The sequence below is a fragment of the Microcoleus sp. BR0-C5 genome, from assembly GCF_036705045.1.
Taxonomy (GTDB): domain Bacteria; phylum Cyanobacteriota; class Cyanobacteriia; order Cyanobacteriales; family Microcoleaceae; genus Microcoleus.
On sequence record NZ_JAUBTR010000007.1, the window covers coordinates 80,578 to 100,346 of the forward strand.

At 45.0% G+C, this 19,769-nt stretch carries 18 protein-coding genes; 10 read left to right on the forward strand and 8 right to left on the reverse strand.

Going from position 1 to position 19,769, the window contains the following annotated elements; genetic code table 11:
* Positions 1 to 130: 130 nt before the first annotated feature.
* Positions 131 to 805: a HEAT repeat domain-containing protein gene (locus QUB08_RS05340; protein WP_333223789.1), complete on the reverse strand. Its 675-nt coding sequence runs from the start codon at positions 803 to 805 to the stop codon at positions 131 to 133.
* A 269-nt stretch (positions 806 to 1,074) separates the two neighbouring features.
* On the opposite strand from QUB08_RS05340, the gene QUB08_RS05345 reads away from it, so the two are divergent.
* On the forward strand, positions 1,075 to 3,534 hold the full coding sequence (locus QUB08_RS05345) for a CBS domain-containing protein (RefSeq protein WP_333223790.1): 2,460 nt from the start codon (positions 1,075 to 1,077) through the stop codon (positions 3,532 to 3,534).
* 428 nt (positions 3,535 to 3,962) lie between these two features.
* Here the strand turns inward: QUB08_RS05345 and QUB08_RS05350 are convergent, their stop codons facing one another.
* The 6 genes from QUB08_RS05350 to QUB08_RS05375 all read right to left on the reverse strand — a co-directional run bounded on the left by QUB08_RS05350 (position 3,963) and on the right by QUB08_RS05375 (position 11,297).
* Entirely contained in the window at positions 3,963 to 6,320 is a 2,358-nt protein-coding gene (locus tag QUB08_RS05350; RefSeq protein ID WP_333223791.1) for a polysaccharide biosynthesis tyrosine autokinase, read from the reverse strand.
* A gap of 328 nt (positions 6,321 to 6,648) precedes the next feature.
* Positions 6,649 to 6,822, reverse strand: a complete 174-nt coding sequence (locus QUB08_RS05355) for a hypothetical protein (RefSeq protein ID WP_333223792.1) — start codon at positions 6,820 to 6,822, stop codon at positions 6,649 to 6,651.
* A gap of 536 nt (positions 6,823 to 7,358) precedes the next feature.
* A complete protein-coding gene (locus QUB08_RS05360) occupies positions 7,359 to 8,789 on the reverse strand; it encodes an MFS transporter (RefSeq protein ID WP_333223793.1) in 1,431 nt (476 codons plus the stop codon).
* Positions 8,790 to 9,236: 447 nt separating this feature from the next.
* Positions 9,237 to 9,794, reverse strand: coding sequence for a Uma2 family endonuclease (locus tag QUB08_RS05365; protein WP_333223794.1), 558 nt, complete (start codon positions 9,792 to 9,794; stop codon positions 9,237 to 9,239).
* A 59-nt stretch (positions 9,795 to 9,853) separates the two neighbouring features.
* Positions 9,854 to 10,408 (reverse strand): hypothetical protein, encoded by a 555-nt coding sequence (locus QUB08_RS05370; RefSeq protein WP_333223795.1) that lies wholly within the window; start codon positions 10,406 to 10,408, stop codon positions 9,854 to 9,856.
* Positions 10,409 to 10,619: 211 nt separating this feature from the next.
* Entirely contained in the window at positions 10,620 to 11,297 is a 678-nt protein-coding gene (locus QUB08_RS05375; protein ID WP_333223796.1) for an ATP-dependent Zn protease, read from the reverse strand.
* Between the two features lie 63 nt (positions 11,298 to 11,360).
* Between QUB08_RS05375 and QUB08_RS05380 the strand changes: the two genes are divergently transcribed.
* The 6 genes from QUB08_RS05380 to rpsN all read left to right on the forward strand — a co-directional run bounded on the left by QUB08_RS05380 (position 11,361) and on the right by rpsN (position 14,757).
* On the forward strand, positions 11,361 to 11,516 hold the full coding sequence (locus QUB08_RS05380; RefSeq protein ID WP_333219142.1) for a hypothetical protein: 156 nt from the start codon (positions 11,361 to 11,363) through the stop codon (positions 11,514 to 11,516).
* 35 nt (positions 11,517 to 11,551) lie between these two features.
* Positions 11,552 to 12,646: an RIP metalloprotease RseP gene (rseP, locus tag QUB08_RS05385; protein WP_333223797.1), complete on the forward strand. Its 1,095-nt coding sequence runs from the start codon at positions 11,552 to 11,554 to the stop codon at positions 12,644 to 12,646.
* Positions 12,647 to 12,881: 235 nt separating this feature from the next.
* Positions 12,882 to 13,559: an endonuclease III gene (gene nth, locus QUB08_RS05390; protein ID WP_333223798.1), complete on the forward strand. Its 678-nt coding sequence runs from the start codon at positions 12,882 to 12,884 to the stop codon at positions 13,557 to 13,559.
* A gap of 131 nt (positions 13,560 to 13,690) precedes the next feature.
* On the forward strand, positions 13,691 to 13,942 hold the full coding sequence (locus QUB08_RS05395) for a hypothetical protein (RefSeq protein WP_333223799.1): 252 nt from the start codon (positions 13,691 to 13,693) through the stop codon (positions 13,940 to 13,942).
* Positions 13,942 to 14,274 (forward strand): type II toxin-antitoxin system RelE/ParE family toxin, encoded by a 333-nt coding sequence (locus QUB08_RS05400; RefSeq protein ID WP_333223800.1) that lies wholly within the window; start codon positions 13,942 to 13,944, stop codon positions 14,272 to 14,274. The genes QUB08_RS05395 and QUB08_RS05400 overlap by 1 nt, the downstream gene beginning before the upstream one ends.
* Positions 14,275 to 14,454: 180 nt before the next feature.
* Positions 14,455 to 14,757 (forward strand): 30S ribosomal protein S14, encoded by a 303-nt coding sequence (rpsN, locus tag QUB08_RS05405; protein ID WP_006633844.1) that lies wholly within the window; start codon positions 14,455 to 14,457, stop codon positions 14,755 to 14,757.
* A 118-nt stretch (positions 14,758 to 14,875) separates the two neighbouring features.
* On the opposite strand, the gene QUB08_RS05410 is transcribed toward rpsN, so the two are convergent.
* Complete coding sequence (locus tag QUB08_RS05410) at positions 14,876 to 15,205, reverse strand: hypothetical protein (protein WP_190740107.1); 330 nt, start codon at positions 15,203 to 15,205, stop codon at positions 14,876 to 14,878.
* A gap of 46 nt (positions 15,206 to 15,251) precedes the next feature.
* Between QUB08_RS05410 and aat the strand changes: the two genes are divergently transcribed.
* From aat to QUB08_RS05425, 3 genes are all read left to right on the forward strand, one after another.
* Positions 15,252 to 15,848 carry a leucyl/phenylalanyl-tRNA--protein transferase gene (gene aat / locus QUB08_RS05415; RefSeq protein WP_006633846.1) on the forward strand — a complete coding sequence of 199 codons (597 nt, stop codon included), beginning with the start codon at positions 15,252 to 15,254 and terminating at the stop codon, positions 15,846 to 15,848.
* A gap of 564 nt (positions 15,849 to 16,412) precedes the next feature.
* A complete protein-coding gene (locus QUB08_RS05420) occupies positions 16,413 to 16,679 on the forward strand; it encodes a hypothetical protein (protein ID WP_333223801.1) in 267 nt (88 codons plus the stop codon).
* A gap of 186 nt (positions 16,680 to 16,865) precedes the next feature.
* A partial coding sequence (locus tag QUB08_RS05425) for a HEAT repeat domain-containing protein (RefSeq protein ID WP_333223802.1) occupies positions 16,866 to 19,769 on the forward strand: 2,904 nt, incomplete at its 3' end.

The following is a 19,769-nucleotide window of genomic DNA, read 5'->3' on the forward strand; positions in this document are numbered from 1 at the left end:
TAGCCTCGCAGCTTAAATAATACATTCTGGTTTTACTGAATACTCTATAAATTTTATTAAGATTGCTAAAATACGGATTAACCCGGTTTATTGAATAAACCGGGTTTTTCAACATACTAAAAGTTTTATGTCACGCTTCTGCTTTTGACAGGCGATCAAGAGAAATTGTTGCCGCCTGAGATACTTGAGAATTACTATCTTTTTCTAAGTATTTCAAAGCCGAAACGCTCTTAACACTCGGCAAATTGCCCAAAGCTTCAGCCAGCCTCTGGCGAATCAGCCAATCTTCCGACTGAGCAAAATTGAGGATGCGATCGATCGCCCCAATATCTTTAATTTCCCCCAAAGCCGAAATTGCCGCCTGCTGGATCACCACTTGCTCGCTGTCGAGAGCTTTTAGCAGCACGTCGCGAGCGCGGGGATCTTTGAGATTCCCCAGAGAAACAGCAGCACTGAAGCGCACCAGCCATTGAGTATCTTCGTAAAAAGCCCGCACCAAAGCCTCAAAAGCTCGGATATCTTCGAGATAGCCCAAAGCACCCGCAGCGTCAGCGCGAATGCCGTAATCCGGGTCAGTTTCTAGCAATTTGACTAGAATAGGATAGCACTCTGCTGTCGGTTTGACCCCGAGAGCAAACACAGCCATCGATCGCACTTGCAAACTTTCGTCGTTCAACACCTTTTTAATCAAAGGCACCGCCTCTGCTGCAGGCACATTCCGCAAGTTGGCCAAAGCCACCATTCGATCGGCTGAATTTTGGCTTTCTAACTTGGCTGCAATTTGCTCTAAGCTTAAAGTTGTCATTATGGGTAAATCTTGTAGTAAAACTTTACATTCGGGTTATTTTGATTATAGGAGAGTCTCAGGGGAAAAGCAGGCAGTAAAAACCGCCCTGCGTATTTGAGATGAGTAAGATTGCGGATTAGTGAGACGATTAATCTAAAGCTCAGATTGCGTGGAAATAATCAATGAGAAAGTTTATTATTTAAATCCCAAGCACAGGCGAGGTGTTTCTGCCGTTCCCTAAGGCTTTGCCCGATAGTTAGCCGCCCTCTGACAACCTGCAATCCACTATGCCGTTTTACCACCCGCCCTTTTACTCCTCAGCCTTAGAACAAGCGATCGATCGCTACCCCCTCACTGCCGGGCCAGAAACTTCCTTAGCAGTGGCGATCGCCCTGATGAGTCAGTTGCAAAACAGTTGTCCCCTAGTCAAAACACCTGTACCCTCAGACCGGGGGGTGATGACCGAAACATCCACGCCGGAAAAGGTGCGGGCCCGCTGCGTGTTCGTCGTGCAGAACCAGCAGACTATTACCACAGGCAACTTATCCGACAACCCCAGCCGCGGACTGTTAATTGGCATATTAACACCCGCCGACCTAGTGAGGCTGATAGCTTCTGGTAGAATAGACAGCCAGCACAAAGTAGCCCTGCACAAAATACCAATTTCTGAAGTGATGTCCCCGGTGTCGGTCTCCCTCACAGAATCCGATGACCAAGACGTGTTTACCGCCTTATCCTTATTTCGCCAGCACAAGATTCGCTATTTGCCGATCGTCAATCAATTTCGCCACTTAGTAGGAGTGCTGACACGGGAAAGAATTCGCCAAGTATTGCAGCCTTCAAACATTCTTAAATTGCGGCGGGTAGCAGAATTAATGACTACGCCAATCACAGCGCCTCACACCGCCTCGCTGCTGACCATAACCGAACTGATGTCAGAGCATCAAGTCAGTTGCGTAGTCATTACAAAAAACAAAGAATTAACAATGGAGAAGCCCAAAGATGACTATACCTCCATTTTTCACTATTCCTTTCACCAACCCCTGGGAATTATTACCGAATACGACATCGTGCAGGCACAGTTTCTCGAACTAAATTTCAAGCAAACCCCAGCTCAAAAAGTCATGAGAACTCCCCTGCAATTTCTTCAACCTTCCGATTCCCTATGGACGGCGCACAAAGAAATGCAGCAGCAACAAGTGCAGCGGTTGGTCGTGTGCGGGGGGCGCGGAGAACTGTTGGGAATTATTACTCAGACCAGCTTGCTCAGAGTCCTCGACCCCACCGAAATGTACCGAGTTGTCAAACAGTTGCAGCAGTCGGTTTATCAATTGCAAGCCGAAAAAGTGGAACTGTTGCAAAGCCGCAATGCCAAACTGGAACAGCAGGTGCGGGAACGGACTGCAAAACTCCACGAACAATTGCAGCGCGATCGGCTGTTAACTCACATTTCCTTGCGGATTCACCAATCCTTAAACCTCGAAGAAATTCTCAACGCCAGCGTCGATGAAGTCCGCCAAGTTTTGCAAGCTGATCGAGTAGCAATCCTGCATTTAGAGTCCAGCAATTACGGCATTGTAGTGGCAGAATCCGTTGCCGAAAATTGGCCTTCAATCTTAGGAGAAATCCTGCCAGATAATATTTGGCAAGAATCTGCTTCGGTGATAGAACAGGAAATTTATGCCGTCCCCGACATCGACCAAGCCCGTTTGAGCGCCGAAAAATATGCCTGGTTCCAGCAAGCGCAAATCAAAGCTTATTTGATTGTACCAATTTTGCAAGACGGCAATTTGTGGGGGATGATGTGTGTTCATCAGTGTTCCCAATCCCGTCAGTGGCAGCCTTCGGAAGTGGATTTGCTGCTGCAACTGGCAACTCAAATCGCGATCGCCATTCAGCAAGCCCAACTCTATCAGCAAGTCCAAAATCTCAACACCGACCTCGAACGCCAAGTCCAAGAACGCACCGCCGAATTGCAGCAAAAAGTTCACGAACTTCAGCATTTAAACGTCCTTAAAGATGAATTTCTCAGCACCGTTTCTCACGAACTGCGGACGCCTTTAGCTAATATAAAAATGGCTATTCATATGCTGAGAATTTCTCCCACAGTAGATCGACGCCAGATTTATCTAGAAATTTTAGAAACAGAATGTACTAGAGAAACAGATTTGATTAATGCTTTGCTAGATTTGCAGCGGCTCGAAGCCGCAACTTGTCCGATCGACCTCGAACCAGTAAACTTAGAAGTCTGGCTGCCTACTATTATCGACCCGTTTTACACCCGGGCCCACGACCGCCACCAAGATTTGCGAGTAGAGTGCGACCGGCATCTCCCCACGATCAGTTCCAACCGCGCTAGTTTGGGACGAATTTTAGCCGAACTCCTCAACAATGCCTGCAAATATACGGCTAATGACGGCGAAATTTCTCTCAAAGTCGAGTGCAAAAACGGAGACGGCGAACAAGGAGGACAAAGGACAAATTCGCGAGAAGCAAGTGCTGTGGCTTCAGAAATCCAATTTACACTCAGCAATCAATCGTCGATTTCCATAGAGGAATTGCCTCGAATTTTTGAGAAATTTTATCGAGTTCCCAACGCCGATCCTTGGAAACAAGGAGGTACAGGTTTGGGTTTAGCTTTGGTTCAAAAACTTGTGGAACAGTTGCAGGGAAAAATTGAGGTTGAAAGCAGGAATGGCTGGACTAATTTTATCGTCACATTTCCTACCAACCCGGATGGAAATTAGTCCGCCATCAGTCAATTGTAGATTGTAGATTGTAGATTTTAGACTTCGGCATAAGGGGTTCGGCTCGCGCGAGCGTCGAACGATTTTAGATTTTCGATTTACTCCACAGACGAATCTAGGAGACTGAACAAGAGTCTAAAATTTTGGGAGTTCCATGACTCCTGTCGGGGGCTGGTATCCTTTTTTTGGGGGTCATCTTTGTTGGGTCTCATATCAAATCCACTCTTCATCGGAATAGTAAATTCGAGTTGACTGTTGACTGTTCACGGCGTCAACAGTCAACAGTCAACAGTCAACATCATATATGAGTGTTACCGGAAATGATATAGCCATCCTCGCATCATTTGTGAATTTCTTACCCCTTCCCCTTGATAAGGGGAGGGTTGGGGTGGGGTCAAAAATTTACGACTCCTGCAAGGATTGCTATATCACTCTTTTTTGGGAGCTAGTTTGCGGATACGAGACGGTGCTGGTGTCAAATTCAAATATTCATTTTTATCTTCAACAACTGATGATCTTGATGCTGGATACTTCTTGCGTTTAGGGGCATGATTCGCAACTGTGCCCAAGCATGGTATGCCAAAATTTTCTAATTGACTGAAAACTTTTTGAACTAAAGAAAAGGGAACCTGGCGAATTGCTACAACCATCAGTATGCCATCGGTGCGCGCCGCTAAAAAATTCGTATCTTTACTGTCCGCCAGCGGCGGCGTATCGTAGATAACTAAGTCAAATTTTGCCTGAAGTTCTTCCATTAAATACTGCATCTGAGATGATGCCAACCGTCGGGCAGTACCAGGATTCGGGAGACCAGCAGTTAATACAAAAAGATTATCTGCTAGATGCGATCGTTGGATAATTTCATTGGGTTCGTTTTTATGGTCGAGCAAGTTGCTCAATCCCTTGACATTAGGCAGTTCCAACAGCAAGTGCAGGCTTGGCGAATGCAAATTAGCGTCTACTAACAGCACTCGCTGACCCGCCAGCGCTGCCACGTGAGCTAAGTTTAAAGCAACGGTAGATTTGCCTTCGCCAACTGTAGCCGAACCAATTGCCAAAGAGCTAATCGTTCGATTTGAAGAAAGAAAGCGGATATTAGTATAAAGAGAGTCAAAAGCTTCTATAAATTCCGCAGCATTTTTCTTATTACCCTCTTTTCCTTCCAGATAAGCATAGGCATTAGCAATAGAAGGCTGCAATTTTCTAGCATTTTTGTCAAGAGGAATTGCTCCCAATAAAGGCGCTTCAACCGCATCTTTAACGTCATCAGCACAGTAGAAAATATTGCGGAACTTTTCAATGAGGATAGCAGCTCCCAGACCCAAAACTAGCGCCCCAACAACTGCCATCAAAAATTTGTTTTTAGCTTTCGTGGCAACTGGAATCAGGTTGCCCTTCGCATCTCGCAGTATCTGTGGTTCAGAAATTATTTCCCAAGGTACTTGGCTTTGAGCTGCTTGGACGCGCAGAGTTTCCCGCTGGCTTAAAAGTTGATCGCGGGTGCGGGCGGCTACTTCTAATTGCTGTTGCAGTTCGTTGTAGCGGCGGGCTATGGTGGGGAATTCTGTTGCTTGTCGGTTTAAATTGTTTTTAGTTTGGCTGATAGCCTGACGGCGAGCTTCTAAGACTTCAACTTGGTTAGCAGTATCAACCAATTGTTTAATCAAGCCTATGCGAATAGAATTTTGAAAATTCTGAACTTTAGAATTGGCTTGGGTGCCTACTAAATTTTGCCCCAAAATTCGATCAGTTTGCTGGTTGAGCAAAGCTACTAAATTTGCCCGCTTGCGCTCTAAAGCTTCCACTATAGGGTTAGCTGATTTAAAACGAGCTGTTTCTACAGCAATCTGACCTTCTACTTCCTTAACCTTGGTCAACAACTCTTTATATTGAGGTTCTTCGCTTAAAGCTGAAGCGGCAATAGCTTCATTTGGTGTAAAATCTAATTGTTTTTGCAAGTTAGCGTACAGCGTTTTCTGTTCTTGCAGTAGCCTTTGAGTTTCTAACTCTAAAGTTTCTACGGTACGAACTTGCTGGATTAATTGCGCGCCTTGTTCTTGAGGATTGGTAATCTTTTGCTTCTCCTGTATCACCTGTAACTCCGATTTCAGGCTGTTTACGCGCTTATTGAGTCCCGGAAGCTGGTCTTCAATAAATTTTACACCTTCACCAATGCGAGTCTTGCGTTCATCAAGACTGTACTTTAAATATTTCTTTTTAGTTTCTTGTAAAACGAACTCAACAAATTCAGGGTCATTCCCCATGAAGCGAACTTCCAAAATTTTAGTCAGCGTCATCTGATTTTCTCCCAGCCGCAAAACGACTAATCCTTTTTGAAGAATTTCCTCGGTAACTTCTGGATATCGTTTTTGGACTTGTTTAACAATAGCCGACAGCATCTGAGGACTCTGGAGAATTTGAAGTTGAGTTGCGTAGTCCAAACTAAAAAAATCTCTACTAGGTACTCCTCCCCCCTCACTGCGATTGGCTAGGGCAGATGGGTCAGCAATTCTTGCCTCCGTTGTCACGGGTTCGACTAGCATCCGAAAATCGCCTTGATATGTTTTCTTGCCTCCCTTGATCTGATAAAAAGCTCCAGCGCCTACTAGACCTATAATCCCAATAATGATTAGGGCTTGTCGCTGAAAAGTCCTCAAAAACGGCTTTAGATTCAATCCTTTCTGAGGCTGCGCGCTTAACTCTTCTCCCTCGTCAACGGAAAATTGCTGCACCTGTCGGCTCTGGCTGCTAATGGGTACGATATGAGCGTCCTGTTCTCTTTCCATGTTGACCTCTTGGATATTGTGTGGGTAAAATCAGCTTTCTTCTGCGAGCCTTCGGGTTGATACTTTGAGCATTGGCTTAAGGATATCACACGAAATTATTGGTTGGTCGAGTCCACTTCCTTCTAATAGTTCTCACTACTTTCACATAGTATACAAAAATAACTAAATCCCTATGCTATGCCGGCGGCAAAAGTTCTTTTACAACTGCTAGAGAGTTAGATCAGACTGCATTTGAGTCTGCTGCGTTGTGCTTGTATTTAGGGTTTACCCGCGACGAAGCCAACTTTTTCAGGTGTCGCTCAGCTTCGCGACAGCGGGTTCCCTAACTTTACCAAACTTTTACAATTGACTGTAATACCTCAGCCGCTGCTTGCGCTGGTATTGGTTTGTCCTCAATGCCATTTTTCGGTTCAGAGTCCACGGCAGAAGCACTTGTTAACTTACGCGCTAACTGACCGACTAAAAAGTTTGGCATTTCCCATGTAGATATAATTAGCCACATTCAGCAGATTTTTGGGAACGGCAACTAATCCAATCAATTTCCGACAAAAATCTGTTTCTTCTTTTAATTATAAACTTTTTGAGGAGCTGGATGACTGATTAAGTATATAGACTTACTTAGATTGGTGATTATATCACAAACAACTCTCTATAGTGCGCGACAGACATAAAATTTAATAACTTGTGTTCTCAAGCTCGATCGACATCTCGAACAACTCAAACCTTCGCGGTTTTTCTACCGAGGCGGATGGCGCTGGGCGATTTATGTATTTTCGTAAAAAAACTAGGTTTCTGCGTTCCGGGGCTATTACTAAAACTATCGCTTTTATTCGCCCTCCGAGCAAGCTATAGCAATCCTTTCGGTAAACGCGCAACGGGCTTTTTTTGAATTAACTGATGCAATAAGAAGATGACACATTGTTAAATACAAAAAGAGTTCGCACAAGATGGGAGGATTGCTATTGATCTCGCTCGTATCAGCTATTGGTAGTGGTTATTTTTAGATTTGACTAATTACCAACTACTCCTTATTAAGGCTTACTGATTTTGTGCTTTTCTTTCTCGCAGCTTCAACAATATTTCTGCATGAACTTCGCGGGTTATGGGATAAAAGTATGTAAGAATCATGCCAGCAATTAAAGCAATTGTGGGCAGAGGTCCGATCGCAACTCGAATCGCAAACAGTGCAGACTCTGGCTGTACGGGTGCAGGCTGTCCCGGAACTGTAGATAGAAATCCAGCTCCTTCTAATGCTTGGCCTACCAACCACAAACCCCCTGCCAATCCGATTTTTTGCAGCAGTACCATAAACGAATAGAAAACGCCTTCGCGTCTTTCTCCTGTTTGCAGTTCGTCGAGTTCGATCACATCCGGTATCATCGACCAAGGTATGAGATAAGCCGTGGAAACTCCGACACCTGCCATGACTGCTAATAAGTACATCTGCAATACTTGTCCTGGTTGCAGAAAAAATAGTCCAGCTTGAGCAATAATCCACAGACTCATGCCCATAAAATATACGGCTTTTTTGCCGTATCTCTCGCTGACTTTACTCCAAACAAATAGCATGATTAATGCAGTGCCTTGAACTGCGATCGCCACCAAGCTAAAAACGTACTGTGGCTGTTGCATCCAGTTAACAACAAAGTAGGGAATAATAGTAGCAGTCAACTGCACTCCCAGCCAAGAAAAAAGATAAATTCCAATGACGTACAAAAAAGGACGATTGCTAAATGCAATCTGCAACTGTTCTTTCAGTGGCAAGGATGTAGAATTATCTAGTTCTGCGTTTTCTAATAGTTGGGCTGCCACGTGCTTGCGAGTTCCCAAAACGCACCAGTACAAAGGCAAGACAGAGATAACTGCACAGATTGCACCTAATACTAAATATTGTTGATTCGGGTTCTTTTCAAATACAGCAAAGATAATTAGAGCTAAGATTAAGGAAAAGATGCTGCCGCCAATGGAGAAAGCAAACCGAAAACTATTAAGGCTAGTGCGTTCGTTGTAGTCTTGAGTAAGTTCTGGAGTCAGGGCAGTGTAGGGAAGATTGACAGCGGTGTAGGCGGTGTTGAACAAAATGCTGATCGCAACATAGTACCAAAATAACACTGTGTGATCCGTGCTAGGTACTATCCACTGCAATAAGAAGAATATGCCGAAGGGAATGCCACCATATATTATCCAAGGATATCGGCGGCCCCAAGGGTGAGAAGTGCGATCGCTCAAAACGCCCACAATCGGGTCATTTATGGCATCCCAAACCTTGCCAACTACCAAAATATTACTGGCTAAGCCGGCCGGTAAACCAGCGACATTGGTAAAGAAAACTAGGAGGTAAAAGGCCAAAACATTAGCGGTAATTGCCGGGCCGAGGTCGCCGGCACCGTAAGCTAATTTTGTCGAGAAACTGAGTTTTTTTGTTGCGGGGTTGTTGGCGGCTGGTTCAGGCCCGGAAGTGTTGCTCATAAACTTTGATTTCGAGATTTTTTGGCAGTCACAGTCTTTCCAGTAGGAGTATAACTCGCGCTACGCCCTAATACTAAGTTTTTTGTAGCGATCGGGATTATTCTGAATAATTGGTAATTGATAATTGGTAATTGATAGATTTGTTGGGGCGGGTTCACCAACAATAATCGCCCCAAAACCAACAATCTCAAAAACCCGCCCCCACCCAACTTTCCAAGCCAAATGTACGTTCAGATTTACGGTGGGGTGGGGGCGGGTTTATATGAATTGTCGGTCATTGTTATGTATGGTTTGTGAACCCGCCCCACAACGTTGTGGTAATTCGAGCGATATCAATATACACAATACCCGTAGATACCGTAGCAGCTACGCACCATACAAGGGGCTGGTTTTAGCCGAAATATCGATCCGTAGCTAAAGATATCGATAAACCCGCAGCCCACAGACTTAAGGAAACAGTTGCGAAATCTGAACTTCTATTTCTGGAAAGGTCAGCATTGACAAAACATCATCTTCATTAAATACTGTTTCTTGTCGGTTGTTGGCCTCGCCCGGTTCGCGAAAAACATAAACTTGCCGCGTGTTAAAATCAAGTATCCAATAATCACTAATTCCCGCCTTAGCATAAGCCGGTGCTTTCCGCTTGCGGTCTGTTTCTAAAGTCGTGTCAGCTATTTCTATTAATAATAAAATATTGTCGGGTGCGGGATGAAAATCTTGGTACAGCCGAGGGTCGATTTGCACTACAGCAATATCGGGTTCTGGTTCTGAATTTATACTTAGAGTAACCGGGTCTTGAATGCGAATTAAAGCAAGTCCTGCCAGCAGATTTCTCAGATAGTCGGCTGCACAGAGGTTAGTTGCTGCGTGGGGAGGATTTTTTGCACTCATTGAAATAATTTGCCCGTCAATTAATTCGACTCGTTCATCGGGATTGAGAATGCCAGTTTCGGTCATCCGGCGGTATTCGGCTACAGTCCACAAGCGTACATCTGTTACAGTCATGGCACAATTTCCTTTTGCTATATTATCTATTATCGAGTCACATTCTAGTTTTTATTAAATTACTCGGTCAACAATCTAGATTTAGCTGTAATTGCTCCCACACACCACAAAATGGCATTGACAATTTCCGAGCGCTGAATATCTTCTGCGTCTAAAAAACTTGCAAACTCTTCCTCAATATTCAAATGGTCTGCAAAATCATAAAGTATGCGCTTGTATTCAGTTGGCATCGGTATTAAAGTAGCTTTCACTAAATCGAAAAGCGCGTTCAAACAGTTGAGGATAGTAGCTGACTCGTCAAAATCTTCGGCATCGAGCAAGTACAGCGTTTCTGCAATGTCGCAAATAGCGTCTATTTGTGTGGGTGGCTTTCCCAGTTCGCTGACATCGATATTGCACAATTGGAGAGCGTTAATCGCTAGTTCTGGGCGGGTAAAAAATACAAGTTGACCGCCGGCTACTAAGGGTGGCTCTTGTTCTCCATAGACAATTAAAGTATATAGATTTGGTATTTCGGTGCCGGGGTCGATCCGGAAACCGAACAGCCACAACAATTTTTCTGTATTTGGGTTCGCTGTTTGCAGTGTTGTTGGGAAATCTTTTGGTTCTGACATGAATTTTTAATCCCTATAATACGCTCTTAAACTAGGTTTATACGCAAATTTTTTGTCTTTTAGGACTTACGCAATCATTCCAGGTATGGGGGCAACCACGGGGGGTTTGCCCCTACAAAACACTATATATTGAGGCGGTGCGTAAGTCCTGTCTTTGTGAGAAATCTAGAGATAAACCGGGTTTATAAGGCAAGAGTGCGTAATCTTTTTCCTATAAATTTTGCTGAATTATGTCGCAGCATTCGGCAACAGTTGCTCTTTCTTCCATTGCTGCTACTAGGGCTTCGTAAGCTGATTTGTGGCTTTCGATCAGGTTTTTTGCTCGCAGCAAACCCCAGTTTTGTTTGAGTTGAATCTCGGAACTGGGACGGCGCAGTTGTGTTAAAATTGCACTAATTTTGGTGCGGTCTTCTGCTCCTCCTTCTGCACTGCCGTAAACAAATTTTTCGGCGACTATTCCGGCCATCCATACGGTGCAGTATTGGTCTAAAAGTTGGGCGGAAAGAGTGCCATTTTGGAGTTGAGATGCTAATTGTTCGTCTTCAAATCGCACGCCTCCTTGGGCTGTTTGACCTTGTTTAAATGCTTCCCAAGCGTTGAGGGCGTAGCTGGTTACGGGAATTCCCAAGAGGTACGCGACTAGGAAGTGTCCGGCTTCGTGGTGAAGGATACGATCGCGCTTTTGTTTGGAAGTTCCCCCCAGCCAATCTAATAAAATAGTACCGCCTTGACCTTGCCACTGGAAACTGTCGAGGGTGGCTAGCCCCAACAGGCAAAAAGTGGCGATCGCAGGTACGGCTTCTGGCAAGTTGAATAGGGGGCCCAACAATATTGAAATGGTGATGGCAAAGATAGAAATAGCGATAATATTCAAAGAAGTGTCTTTCATAATGGCGAATGGCTAACAGGGAATTGGTAATGGGTAATTTGTAATAGGGAATTGGTAATGGGAATGGGTTTTAGAGGTAAACTCAGGTACGATCGCGCGATCGGTTTGGCAGCGTCGGGTCGATCGCAGCAGCCGGGACTTCCGACAAAAACACCACCTTCCAGTTTGACTGAAAATTGCCCCTCCGAAGCCACCGATATTAAAAAGATATTAAAATAAATCAAAGTCCAGTAAAAGTGTTAGTGGAATCCTTCATGTCAGTTTTGGCAGCGATCGCAGTTTTAGGTATCTTGATTGTCGTTCACGAACTCGGCCACTTCTTGGCGGCGAGACTTCAACACATCCACGTCAACCGCTTCTCCATCGGTTTCGGGCCAATCCTCTGGAAGTACCAAGGCCCGGAAACTGAATACGCCCTCCGCGCCTTTCCCCTGGGAGGTTTCGTGGGTTTCCCGGACGACGATCCCGACAGTACAATTCCCCCAAATGACCCGAATTTGCTCAAAAATCGCCCCGTACTCGATCGGGCGATCGTCATTAGTGCAGGGGTAATTGCCAACTTAATTTTTGCTTATTTCCTGCTGGTGGTGCAATTGACCACTGTCGGCGCTGCACAAATGAACTACCTACCGGGAGTTAAAGTCCCGGAAGTCGCCGCCGAAGTCAGTTCGGCCGCCAAACAAGCGGGAATTCGATCGGGCGACGTTGTTCTGTCTGTTGACGGCAAGGAATTGGGCGCTTCCGGCGAAGCAGTCAAATTATTGGTCGCAGCAATCCAAGATCATCCCAACCAACCCCTAGCGTTGGAAATTCAGCGCCAAGAACAAAAATTTGTGGTGACAGTAACTCCTGAAGAGTCGCCCGACGGCAAAGGTCGCATTGGCGTGCAGCTAACTTCTAACGGCACTGTGGTGCGGCAGAGGGCCGGATTTGTAGAGGCGTTTAGCAAGGCCGCCAAAGAATTTGAGCGGATTGTGGTGCTGACGGTGCAAGGTTTCGGGCAGTTACTTAGCAATTTCAGCCAGACTGCCGACAAGTTGTCCGGGCCAGTGGCGATTGTGGCGATTGGTGCAGGGATTGCTAAATCGGATGCTGCGAGTTTGTTTCAGTATGCTGTGCTAATTAGCATCAATTTGGCTGTGATTAATATCTTGCCTTTACCTGCTTTGGACGGCGGTCAGCTAGCTTTTCTGTTAATAGAAGGACTGCGGGGCAAGCCTCTGCCGAACCGCATTCAGGAAAATGTCATGCAGACAGGTTTGGTGTTGTTGCTGGGTTTGGGGATTTTCTTGATTATTCGCGATACTGCTAATTTGGCTGGGTTTGATTTGCGAAATTTCATGCAATAGTAAATGAAGGAAGAAGGAAGAAGGAAGAAGGAAGAAGGAAGAATTATGTCTAGTTTTCCGTTTTCATATTTTCCTATTTTTCCCTCTTCTTTTTTTCCGACGCAAGCGAGGCAGAACCTCTGGTTATGGGTTCCCCAGTCGTGCCTGGGAACCACTTAAAAACAAATAACTAATGACTAATGACTACTGATTACTGACTAATGACTAATGACTAATGACTACTGACTACTGACTAATGACTAAAAAGTTAAGTTTAAAACAACGCTCGCTCGAAATTCTGATTCGCCTCAAACGCCTCTATCCAGAAGCTCCTTGCACTCTCAACTACGAAACTCCCGTGCAGTTGCTGGTGGCGACGATTCTCTCGGCTCAGTGTACGGACGAGCGAGTAAATCTGGTAACGCCGGCTTTGTTTGAGCGTTTTCCCGATGCGGTGGCTTTGGCAAATGCTGATATAGAAGAATTGGAGCGTCTCGTGCGATCGACTGGTTTCTACCGGAATAAGTCTAAAAATATTAAAGGTGCTTGTCAGGCGATCGTCAATAAATTTAACAATCAAGTGCCGCAGCGGATGGAACTCCTGCTAGAATTGCCCGGAGTTGCCCGCAAAACGGCTAATGTCGTTCTCGCCCACGCTTTTGGTATTAATATGGGCGTGACCGTAGACACTCACGTCAAACGTTTGAGTCAGCGGTTAGGATTGACCGAACATACCGATCCTATAAGGATCGAGCGGGATTTGATGATATTGTTGCCGCAGCCGGATTGGGAAAATTGGTCGATTCGGTTGGTTTATCACGGCAGGGCGGTTTGTAATGCGAGAAATCCGGCTTGCAATATTTGCGAACTTGCAGATTTGTGTCCTTCTGCTAATATTACGCAGGGGTGCGTCAGTGCCGAGGCTAGCAACTAGCATTAAAATATAGAATCTGACGCACCTTACAATTGCTGAAATGAATAGTTTATAAATGAACTCGATAGGTCGATAGTTTTTTGAGTTTGCTATAATTATTGTCAACAGCTTAATGCTAAGGAAGTAAGTATATGAGTATTGCGATTTCCCTCAGTCCAGAATTAGAGGCACTACTTCGCGAAAAAGCCGATCGGGAAGGACAAGATATTAGCCTTGTTGCTGCCCAATTGCTAACTAGAATATTAGAATGGGAAGCCCGAGACTCTGAAGAAGCTATTGAGGGTATTCAGGAGGGGTTAAATGATTTTGAGTTAGGACGGTTCCGTTCTTTTGATGAATTTGCTAAATCACAGCGCACCAAGTACAGTTTTCCAACAAACTGATGACATATCTCATTGAAATTTCTAGCGTTGCAGAAGCACAAGCGGATAGTGCATTCCTGCTATTATCTCAGATGACATCACCAGAGAAAGCCAGGGAGTGGTATGAGGGATTGTTGAAAGCGATCGAGTCTTTATCAGCGATGCCCAAACGTTGTCCTATAGCCAGGGAAAATCAATACTTCAGTAAAGAAATTAGGCAGTTACTTTATGGTAAAGGGCGCAACTCATACCGCATTCTTTTCACTATTGCCGAAAGTGAAGATGTGTCCGCAGTTCGCATCCTCCACATTCGACACGCTGCACAACAAACTCTTGGCGAGAACCAGGAGTAGTTCCTAAGCTGCGTCAGCTCGAATTCGAGCAACTGTCGATCGCACAATATTAGCTGAGGCACCCTGCAAATGAGATAAGTTGTTGTGTGTAAATAAAAATATTTAAAACTAAAGTTATCCAAAAAGACAAAAATATAGTAAAATAGTAGATTGTGATTTATCTAAGGATATCAACAGATTATGGCTAAAAAGAGCATGGTGGAGCGCGAGAAAAAGCGCCAGAGACTCGTAGACAAGTACGCCGACAAGCGGGAAGACCTGAAAGACCAGTTTGACCAAGCTAACAATCAGATGGACAAAATGGCGATTCACCGCCAACTACAACAGCTACCCCGCAGCAGTTCGCGGACTCGCTTGCGGAACCGCTGCTGGGCAACTGGACGGCCCAGAGGTTACTATCGTGACTTCGGACTGTCTCGCAACATGATGCGAGAAATGGCTCACGAAGGTCTTTTGCCCGGTGTTGTGAAGTCTAGCTGGTAGCACGAAGGAAGAAGGAAGAAGGAAGGAAGAAGAAAAAAACTCACAATTAATCGGCAGGATTAGGTTTGGGGTTGATTTTTGTTTCAGACTTATGAATTAAATTTTCCTCCTTCTTGCTTCACTGGCCGCAGCATTTATCGATGCCGAGACTTTCGAGTAACAAGTCGCTGACGGCATTGGCGATCGCAAATTCGCCGTAGAAGCTTTTAGAAAAATCATAGGCCTGCATTTCGGTGACGATCGCAATTACGAGGCTGCCCACGTCATTTTCGCCTTCCATGCGCTGGCGGACATAGATTTGGGCAGCTCTTTTAGCTATTTGCTGGTTGGCTGCTTCTGGGATAAACTCGGAGTCTAGCCACGCCAGCAGCGTTTGTTGGAGCCATTGCCCTTCTTGCTCAGGGTTTTTGGCGGGCGGTAAGGTAATAGGTTCGATGGTTTCAGACATGACTATTCCTAATTGCTAATGTTGACTTTGAAAAGTTAACTGAGAAATGACAACTGATAAATATATGCAATATGATATACCGACAATTATACAAGGATACGCGCAAGGCTATTTCTTGATGGCAAATGACGGCGAGGAAAGTTTGGGGTGGTATTCGAGCAGGCAGCGGGCGCTGATTCCCCTGGATGAAAGATTTACCTATCCCAAATCCCTGCGCCGCCAAATCAATCAAAATCGATTTTCGGTGGCTGTGAACCGCGATTTTGGGGCGGTGGTTGAGGGTTGTGCCGATCGCGAAACGACTTGGATTTCTAAGGAGCTCAAGAAGATTTACTGGGGTTTGTATGAGGCCGGTTGGGCTTACAGCTTCGAGACTTGGTGCGGCGACGAATTGGCGGGCGGTATTCTCGGATTGTCGATCGGCGGTGCGTTTATTGGGGAGTCGATGTTTTACCGAATTCCCGAGGGTTCTAAGGTGGCGATGGTGAAGTTGGTGGAGAGATTGCGCGATCGATCTTATCTGATGTTCGACGCTCAAATGAACAATCCGCACTTGGAAAGATTCGGCGCTTATACTGTTAAGGAAAAACTGTACAACACTCTTTTGCAAGCAGCTTTAAAGCGCCGCTGCTCGCTATTTTAAATATGCTCTGCGGGGGGAAACAGCAGATGAGAGCGGGGTCGGATCGCACTTCTGAAATTGATTCTAATCTGATAACTCAATACGGTTCAGTTAGCGGTTGTCCGCAGCGAGTCACGAAGCAATCGCAGTATCTATTTTTCACATAGTTTTTCCTACAGGACTATCTTATCTGAACCGTATTGTCTGATAACTATCCAATTCCGCATCAAAACACTCTCAACAAGACGGAGGCAGAGCATATCTGCGTTGCCACGCTGGAGCTTGGTAAAATCTAAAATCTAAAATCTAAAATCGATTGACGGCGGCCCCCATCTGCGGCTACGCTTTTAAGTGAAAGGTTGCTTTGCTTGTAGAGGAGGCAGCCCGCGTCGCCCAAAAATCTAGTTGCACTGCCCAAAGCTGTTACCAGCAGCAATGGACAGCATAACCGCCAAACTGGAACTAGCAGTCTGGAGGCTAACGGAGTATCTTAACATTCTCTGTGGCCGCCCTGCTGTGTGTTGAAATGCGGGGCGGCTGGATTTTTGGGTTTTCTTAGAAAACCCAAAGTCAGGAGAACATAATATGTCACAGGAATTCGTGTCCGACGAAAACGAATTTGATTGCCCAAATTCCGAGCCCGCAGCAGTATCCGAACAGGATGTGGTGCTGGTAACGGTTGTGGGTTCGCCCCAGGGTGTCAGGGAAACGATTCTTACTTTGTACCGGCTGGGATTTGCTGAAGTCGGCGATTGGAGTCCCCTACAGCGCGCGGCAAATCCGAAGCAGGTGATGAGTGTGTTGATTCGCCGGAAAGTGCGATCGGCTGACAGTAAGCCGCCGGCAAGGTAAGCTGCATAATAATGCGCTTTTTCACACTCCGGCAGGGGTTTAAACCGCTGGCGGAGTGCGGGAAAGTGCATTAAGTTGATATTTATTGATATTTATGGGCGATGTCTCGCGTCCTTACCCGTAGCTAAACTTTTCAGCCTCGCTATAATAATTTCAAATTAAAGTATACAAATCGAGCAAAAAGCAATGGTAGATCCAGTCAGCGCGGGTTTGGGTTTGGGTTGGTTGTTGGTCGGCCCTATTGTGCAAGACTTGGCTAAAGAAGCTTTCGACGACTACGTTAAAGATTTTTTTAAAGGTTGTATTAAAGATGTTGAAGGACTTGGTAAAAAGCCCTTCGCTCAAAATGCTGTTCGCGATGCCCTCAAATCCTTTATTATATTGTTCGAGCAGGAATTAGAGCGATCGCACTTAGATAAAAAACAGATCCAGCAATACTTGCAACCGTTACGCCAATTTCTCAAACAACCTGATGTCAGGCAAGTTTTGGGAACTGCGTTTCAAGGCAATTGTAAATATTTAAACACTGGTATTTTAGCTCAGCACTGGCAAAATTTGCGCTTGCAACATCCGGTGCGACGGAATTTGCCCACCTTCACTCAGATTCTACCGACTAATTTTTTACAGGAGCAACCTGTTTCCTCGCTTCCCGATACGTTTAGTTGGGAACAAGTGGCAGAAAAGTATCTGACAAGCGTTAAATTAATTATCCAGCAAAATGCTGAACTGCGACAAATTTTAAACACAAATCAATTTGCCAGCATGGAGCAGAGTCTCGCAACAATTGCTCCGATTCCGGCTGAATTTAAGTTAGAAAGTTATCAAGAAGGACTGCTAGAACTATATGAATATTCGTTGAATTTAGACAATTTAGATAAGAGGTCTGGAGAATACGAAGGAAAACTGACAATTAAAGAAATATTTATTCCCCAAAACGCGCGATCGTGTCAGGAATATTTGCCCAAAGATTATGAATTGCCCAAGGAGATTCAAAAGCGATTGCGGGAACGGGGCGACATAGCCTCCGAAGTAAGTCCCGAAGATTTTGAACGCTACCAAAAAGCTTACACTCAACAGCAAACTCGCTCAGTGCTCGACGTGATTGAGGATGTCACTTACCGTTATCTAGTAATTCTAGGCGATCCGGGTTCTGGGAAATCTACGCTGTTAAAATATCTGACGCTTCAGTGGGCAAAATTATCTGCTAATGATTTGTCATTGCACCCGATTCACTTACTGATTGAATTGCGGAAATACAATCGCAGTCAAGATGAAAAAAAGTGCGATAATTTTCTAGAATTTATCGAGTGCGACTCTAGTCGGATCGATCATTTAGACAAAAATATCCTGCACGAATGGCTGCAAGCTGGCCGCGCTGTTGTCATGTTTGACGGGCTAGATGAAGTGTTCGAGTTGGAAAAACGCAATCGGATTGTTGACCAAATTCATAGCTTCACTCAAAAATATCCAACGGTGAAAACAATCGTCACTTCTCGCGTGATTGGCTACCAGCAGCAGCGACTAAAAAATGCCGAATTTCATCACTTTATTCTGCAAGATTTTGAACCGGAACAGATTCAAAATTTTATCCAGAAGTGGCACGATTTGACATTGATAGATCGCTTAAAAAAAGCTGCTCTTTTAGAACGCTTGCAGCAAGCGATTGCGACATCGAATTCAATTCGAGAATTAGCCGGAAATCCGCTCTTGCTGACAATGATGGCAATTCTCAATCGCAATCAGGAGTTACCGCGCTTTCGGGCGAAACTCTATGAAGAAGCATCAAAAGTGCTGCTGCATAAATGGGACTTTGAAGTGAAAGAAAAACTAAATAATGACAGAGTTGACCCTTATGTAATTGATGAAGAAGTCAAACAAAGTATCTGCGGGCGAATTGCCTACACAATGCAGTCTAGCGGCAAAGGATTAGCCGGAAATATTATTAGTCGCGAGGATTTGCGGCAAACTATTACTGATTCATTGACCGGCTTGATGGGAACTGGGGCAACTGCTTGTGCTAAGTTGATGGTAGACCAACTGCGCGATCGCAATTTTATCTTGTGCTTCTTGGGTGGATACAATGAAGATTATTATGCTTTTGTCCACCGCACGTTTTTGGAATATTTTTGTGCTTGGGAGTTTGTGCGGCAATTTGACAAACCAAAAACGCTTGATTTAGATGGTTTGATAGAAGTTTTTAGAGAGCATTGGCGAGATGAGTCTTGGCATGAAGTGTTGCGTTTAATGGCGGGAATGCTGGATGCTAGATTTACAGGTGATATCCTGGAATATCTGATTGGTGAAAATGGGGAAGCAGACAAGTTTAGCAATCTGTTTTTGGCGGCGCAGTGTGTTTCTGAAGTCAAGAAGAGAAATGATATTGCTGCTATTGCTGGGAATTTGCGCGATCGAGTCAAAGAGTTAACTAAGTACGGAAATCTAACTCATTTTACACCTCAAGAATATCACAGCCTAGTTTATCAAATTCGCCGACAAGCAGTAGCAGCAATTGCAGCCACTTGGAAAGATGACCCGGAAACCTTACCTTGGCTCAAACAACTGGCTCAATCAGACGATAATCTGGTTGTGCGATGTGCAGCAGTACAAGAATTAGCACGGGGGTGGAAAGATGACCCAGAAACCTTACCCATTCTCAAACAACTGGCTCAATCAGACGATAATTGGGATGTGCGCTCTTCAGCAGTACAAGAATTAGCACGGGGGTGGAAAGATGACCCAGAAACCTTACCCATTCTCAAACAACTGGCTCAATCAGACGATAATTGGGATGTGCGCTCTTCAGCAGTACAAGAATTAGCACGGGGGTGGAAAGATGACCCAGAAACCTTACCCATTCTCAAACAACTGGCTCAATCAGAGGATGAGGGGAATGTGCGATATGCAGCAGTACAAGAAATAGCACGAGGGTGGAAAGATGACCCAGAAACCTTACCCATTCTCAAACAACGCGCTCAATCAGACGATGATTGGATTATGCAACTTGCAGCAGTACAAGAATTAGCACGGGGGTGGAAAGATGACCCAGAAACCTTACCCATTCTCAAACAACTGGCTCAATCAGACGATAAT

What these genes read in the sequence shown, in the direction of transcription:
- QUB08_RS05375 (WP_333223796.1), bottom strand. Translation starts at nt 11,297, where the DNA reads ATGAAAGACACTTCTTTGAATATTATCGCTATTTCTATCTTTGCCATC.
- QUB08_RS05355 (WP_333223792.1), bottom strand. Translation starts at nt 6,822, where the DNA reads ATGTGGCTAATTATATCTACATGGGAAATGCCAAACTTTTTAGTCGGT.
- nth (WP_333223798.1), top strand. Translation starts at nt 12,882, where the DNA reads ATGACTAAAAAGTTAAGTTTAAAACAACGCTCGCTCGAAATTCTGATT.
- rseP (WP_333223797.1), top strand. Translation starts at nt 11,552, where the DNA reads ATGTCAGTTTTGGCAGCGATCGCAGTTTTAGGTATCTTGATTGTCGTT.
- QUB08_RS05410 (WP_190740107.1), bottom strand. Translation starts at nt 15,205, where the DNA reads ATGTCTGAAACCATCGAACCTATTACCTTACCGCCCGCCAAAAACCCT.
- QUB08_RS05370 (WP_333223795.1), bottom strand. Translation starts at nt 10,408, where the DNA reads ATGTCAGAACCAAAAGATTTCCCAACAACACTGCAAACAGCGAACCCA.
- QUB08_RS05365 (WP_333223794.1), bottom strand. Translation starts at nt 9,794, where the DNA reads ATGACTGTAACAGATGTACGCTTGTGGACTGTAGCCGAATACCGCCGG.
- QUB08_RS05380 (WP_333219142.1), top strand. Translation starts at nt 11,361, where the DNA reads ATGGGTTTTAGAGGTAAACTCAGGTACGATCGCGCGATCGGTTTGGCA.
- rpsN (WP_006633844.1), top strand. Translation starts at nt 14,455, where the DNA reads ATGGCTAAAAAGAGCATGGTGGAGCGCGAGAAAAAGCGCCAGAGACTC.
- QUB08_RS05350 (WP_333223791.1), bottom strand. Translation starts at nt 6,320, where the DNA reads ATGGAAAGAGAACAGGACGCTCATATCGTACCCATTAGCAGCCAGAGC.
- QUB08_RS05395 (WP_333223799.1), top strand. Translation starts at nt 13,691, where the DNA reads ATGAGTATTGCGATTTCCCTCAGTCCAGAATTAGAGGCACTACTTCGC.
- aat (WP_006633846.1), top strand. Translation starts at nt 15,252, where the DNA reads ATGACAACTGATAAATATATGCAATATGATATACCGACAATTATACAA.
- QUB08_RS05360 (WP_333223793.1), bottom strand. Translation starts at nt 8,789, where the DNA reads ATGAGCAACACTTCCGGGCCTGAACCAGCCGCCAACAACCCCGCAACA.
- QUB08_RS05400 (WP_333223800.1), top strand. Translation starts at nt 13,942, where the DNA reads ATGACATATCTCATTGAAATTTCTAGCGTTGCAGAAGCACAAGCGGAT.
- QUB08_RS05420 (WP_333223801.1), top strand. Translation starts at nt 16,413, where the DNA reads ATGTCACAGGAATTCGTGTCCGACGAAAACGAATTTGATTGCCCAAAT.
- QUB08_RS05340 (WP_333223789.1), bottom strand. Translation starts at nt 805, where the DNA reads ATGACAACTTTAAGCTTAGAGCAAATTGCAGCCAAGTTAGAAAGCCAA.
- QUB08_RS05345 (WP_333223790.1), top strand. Translation starts at nt 1,075, where the DNA reads ATGCCGTTTTACCACCCGCCCTTTTACTCCTCAGCCTTAGAACAAGCG.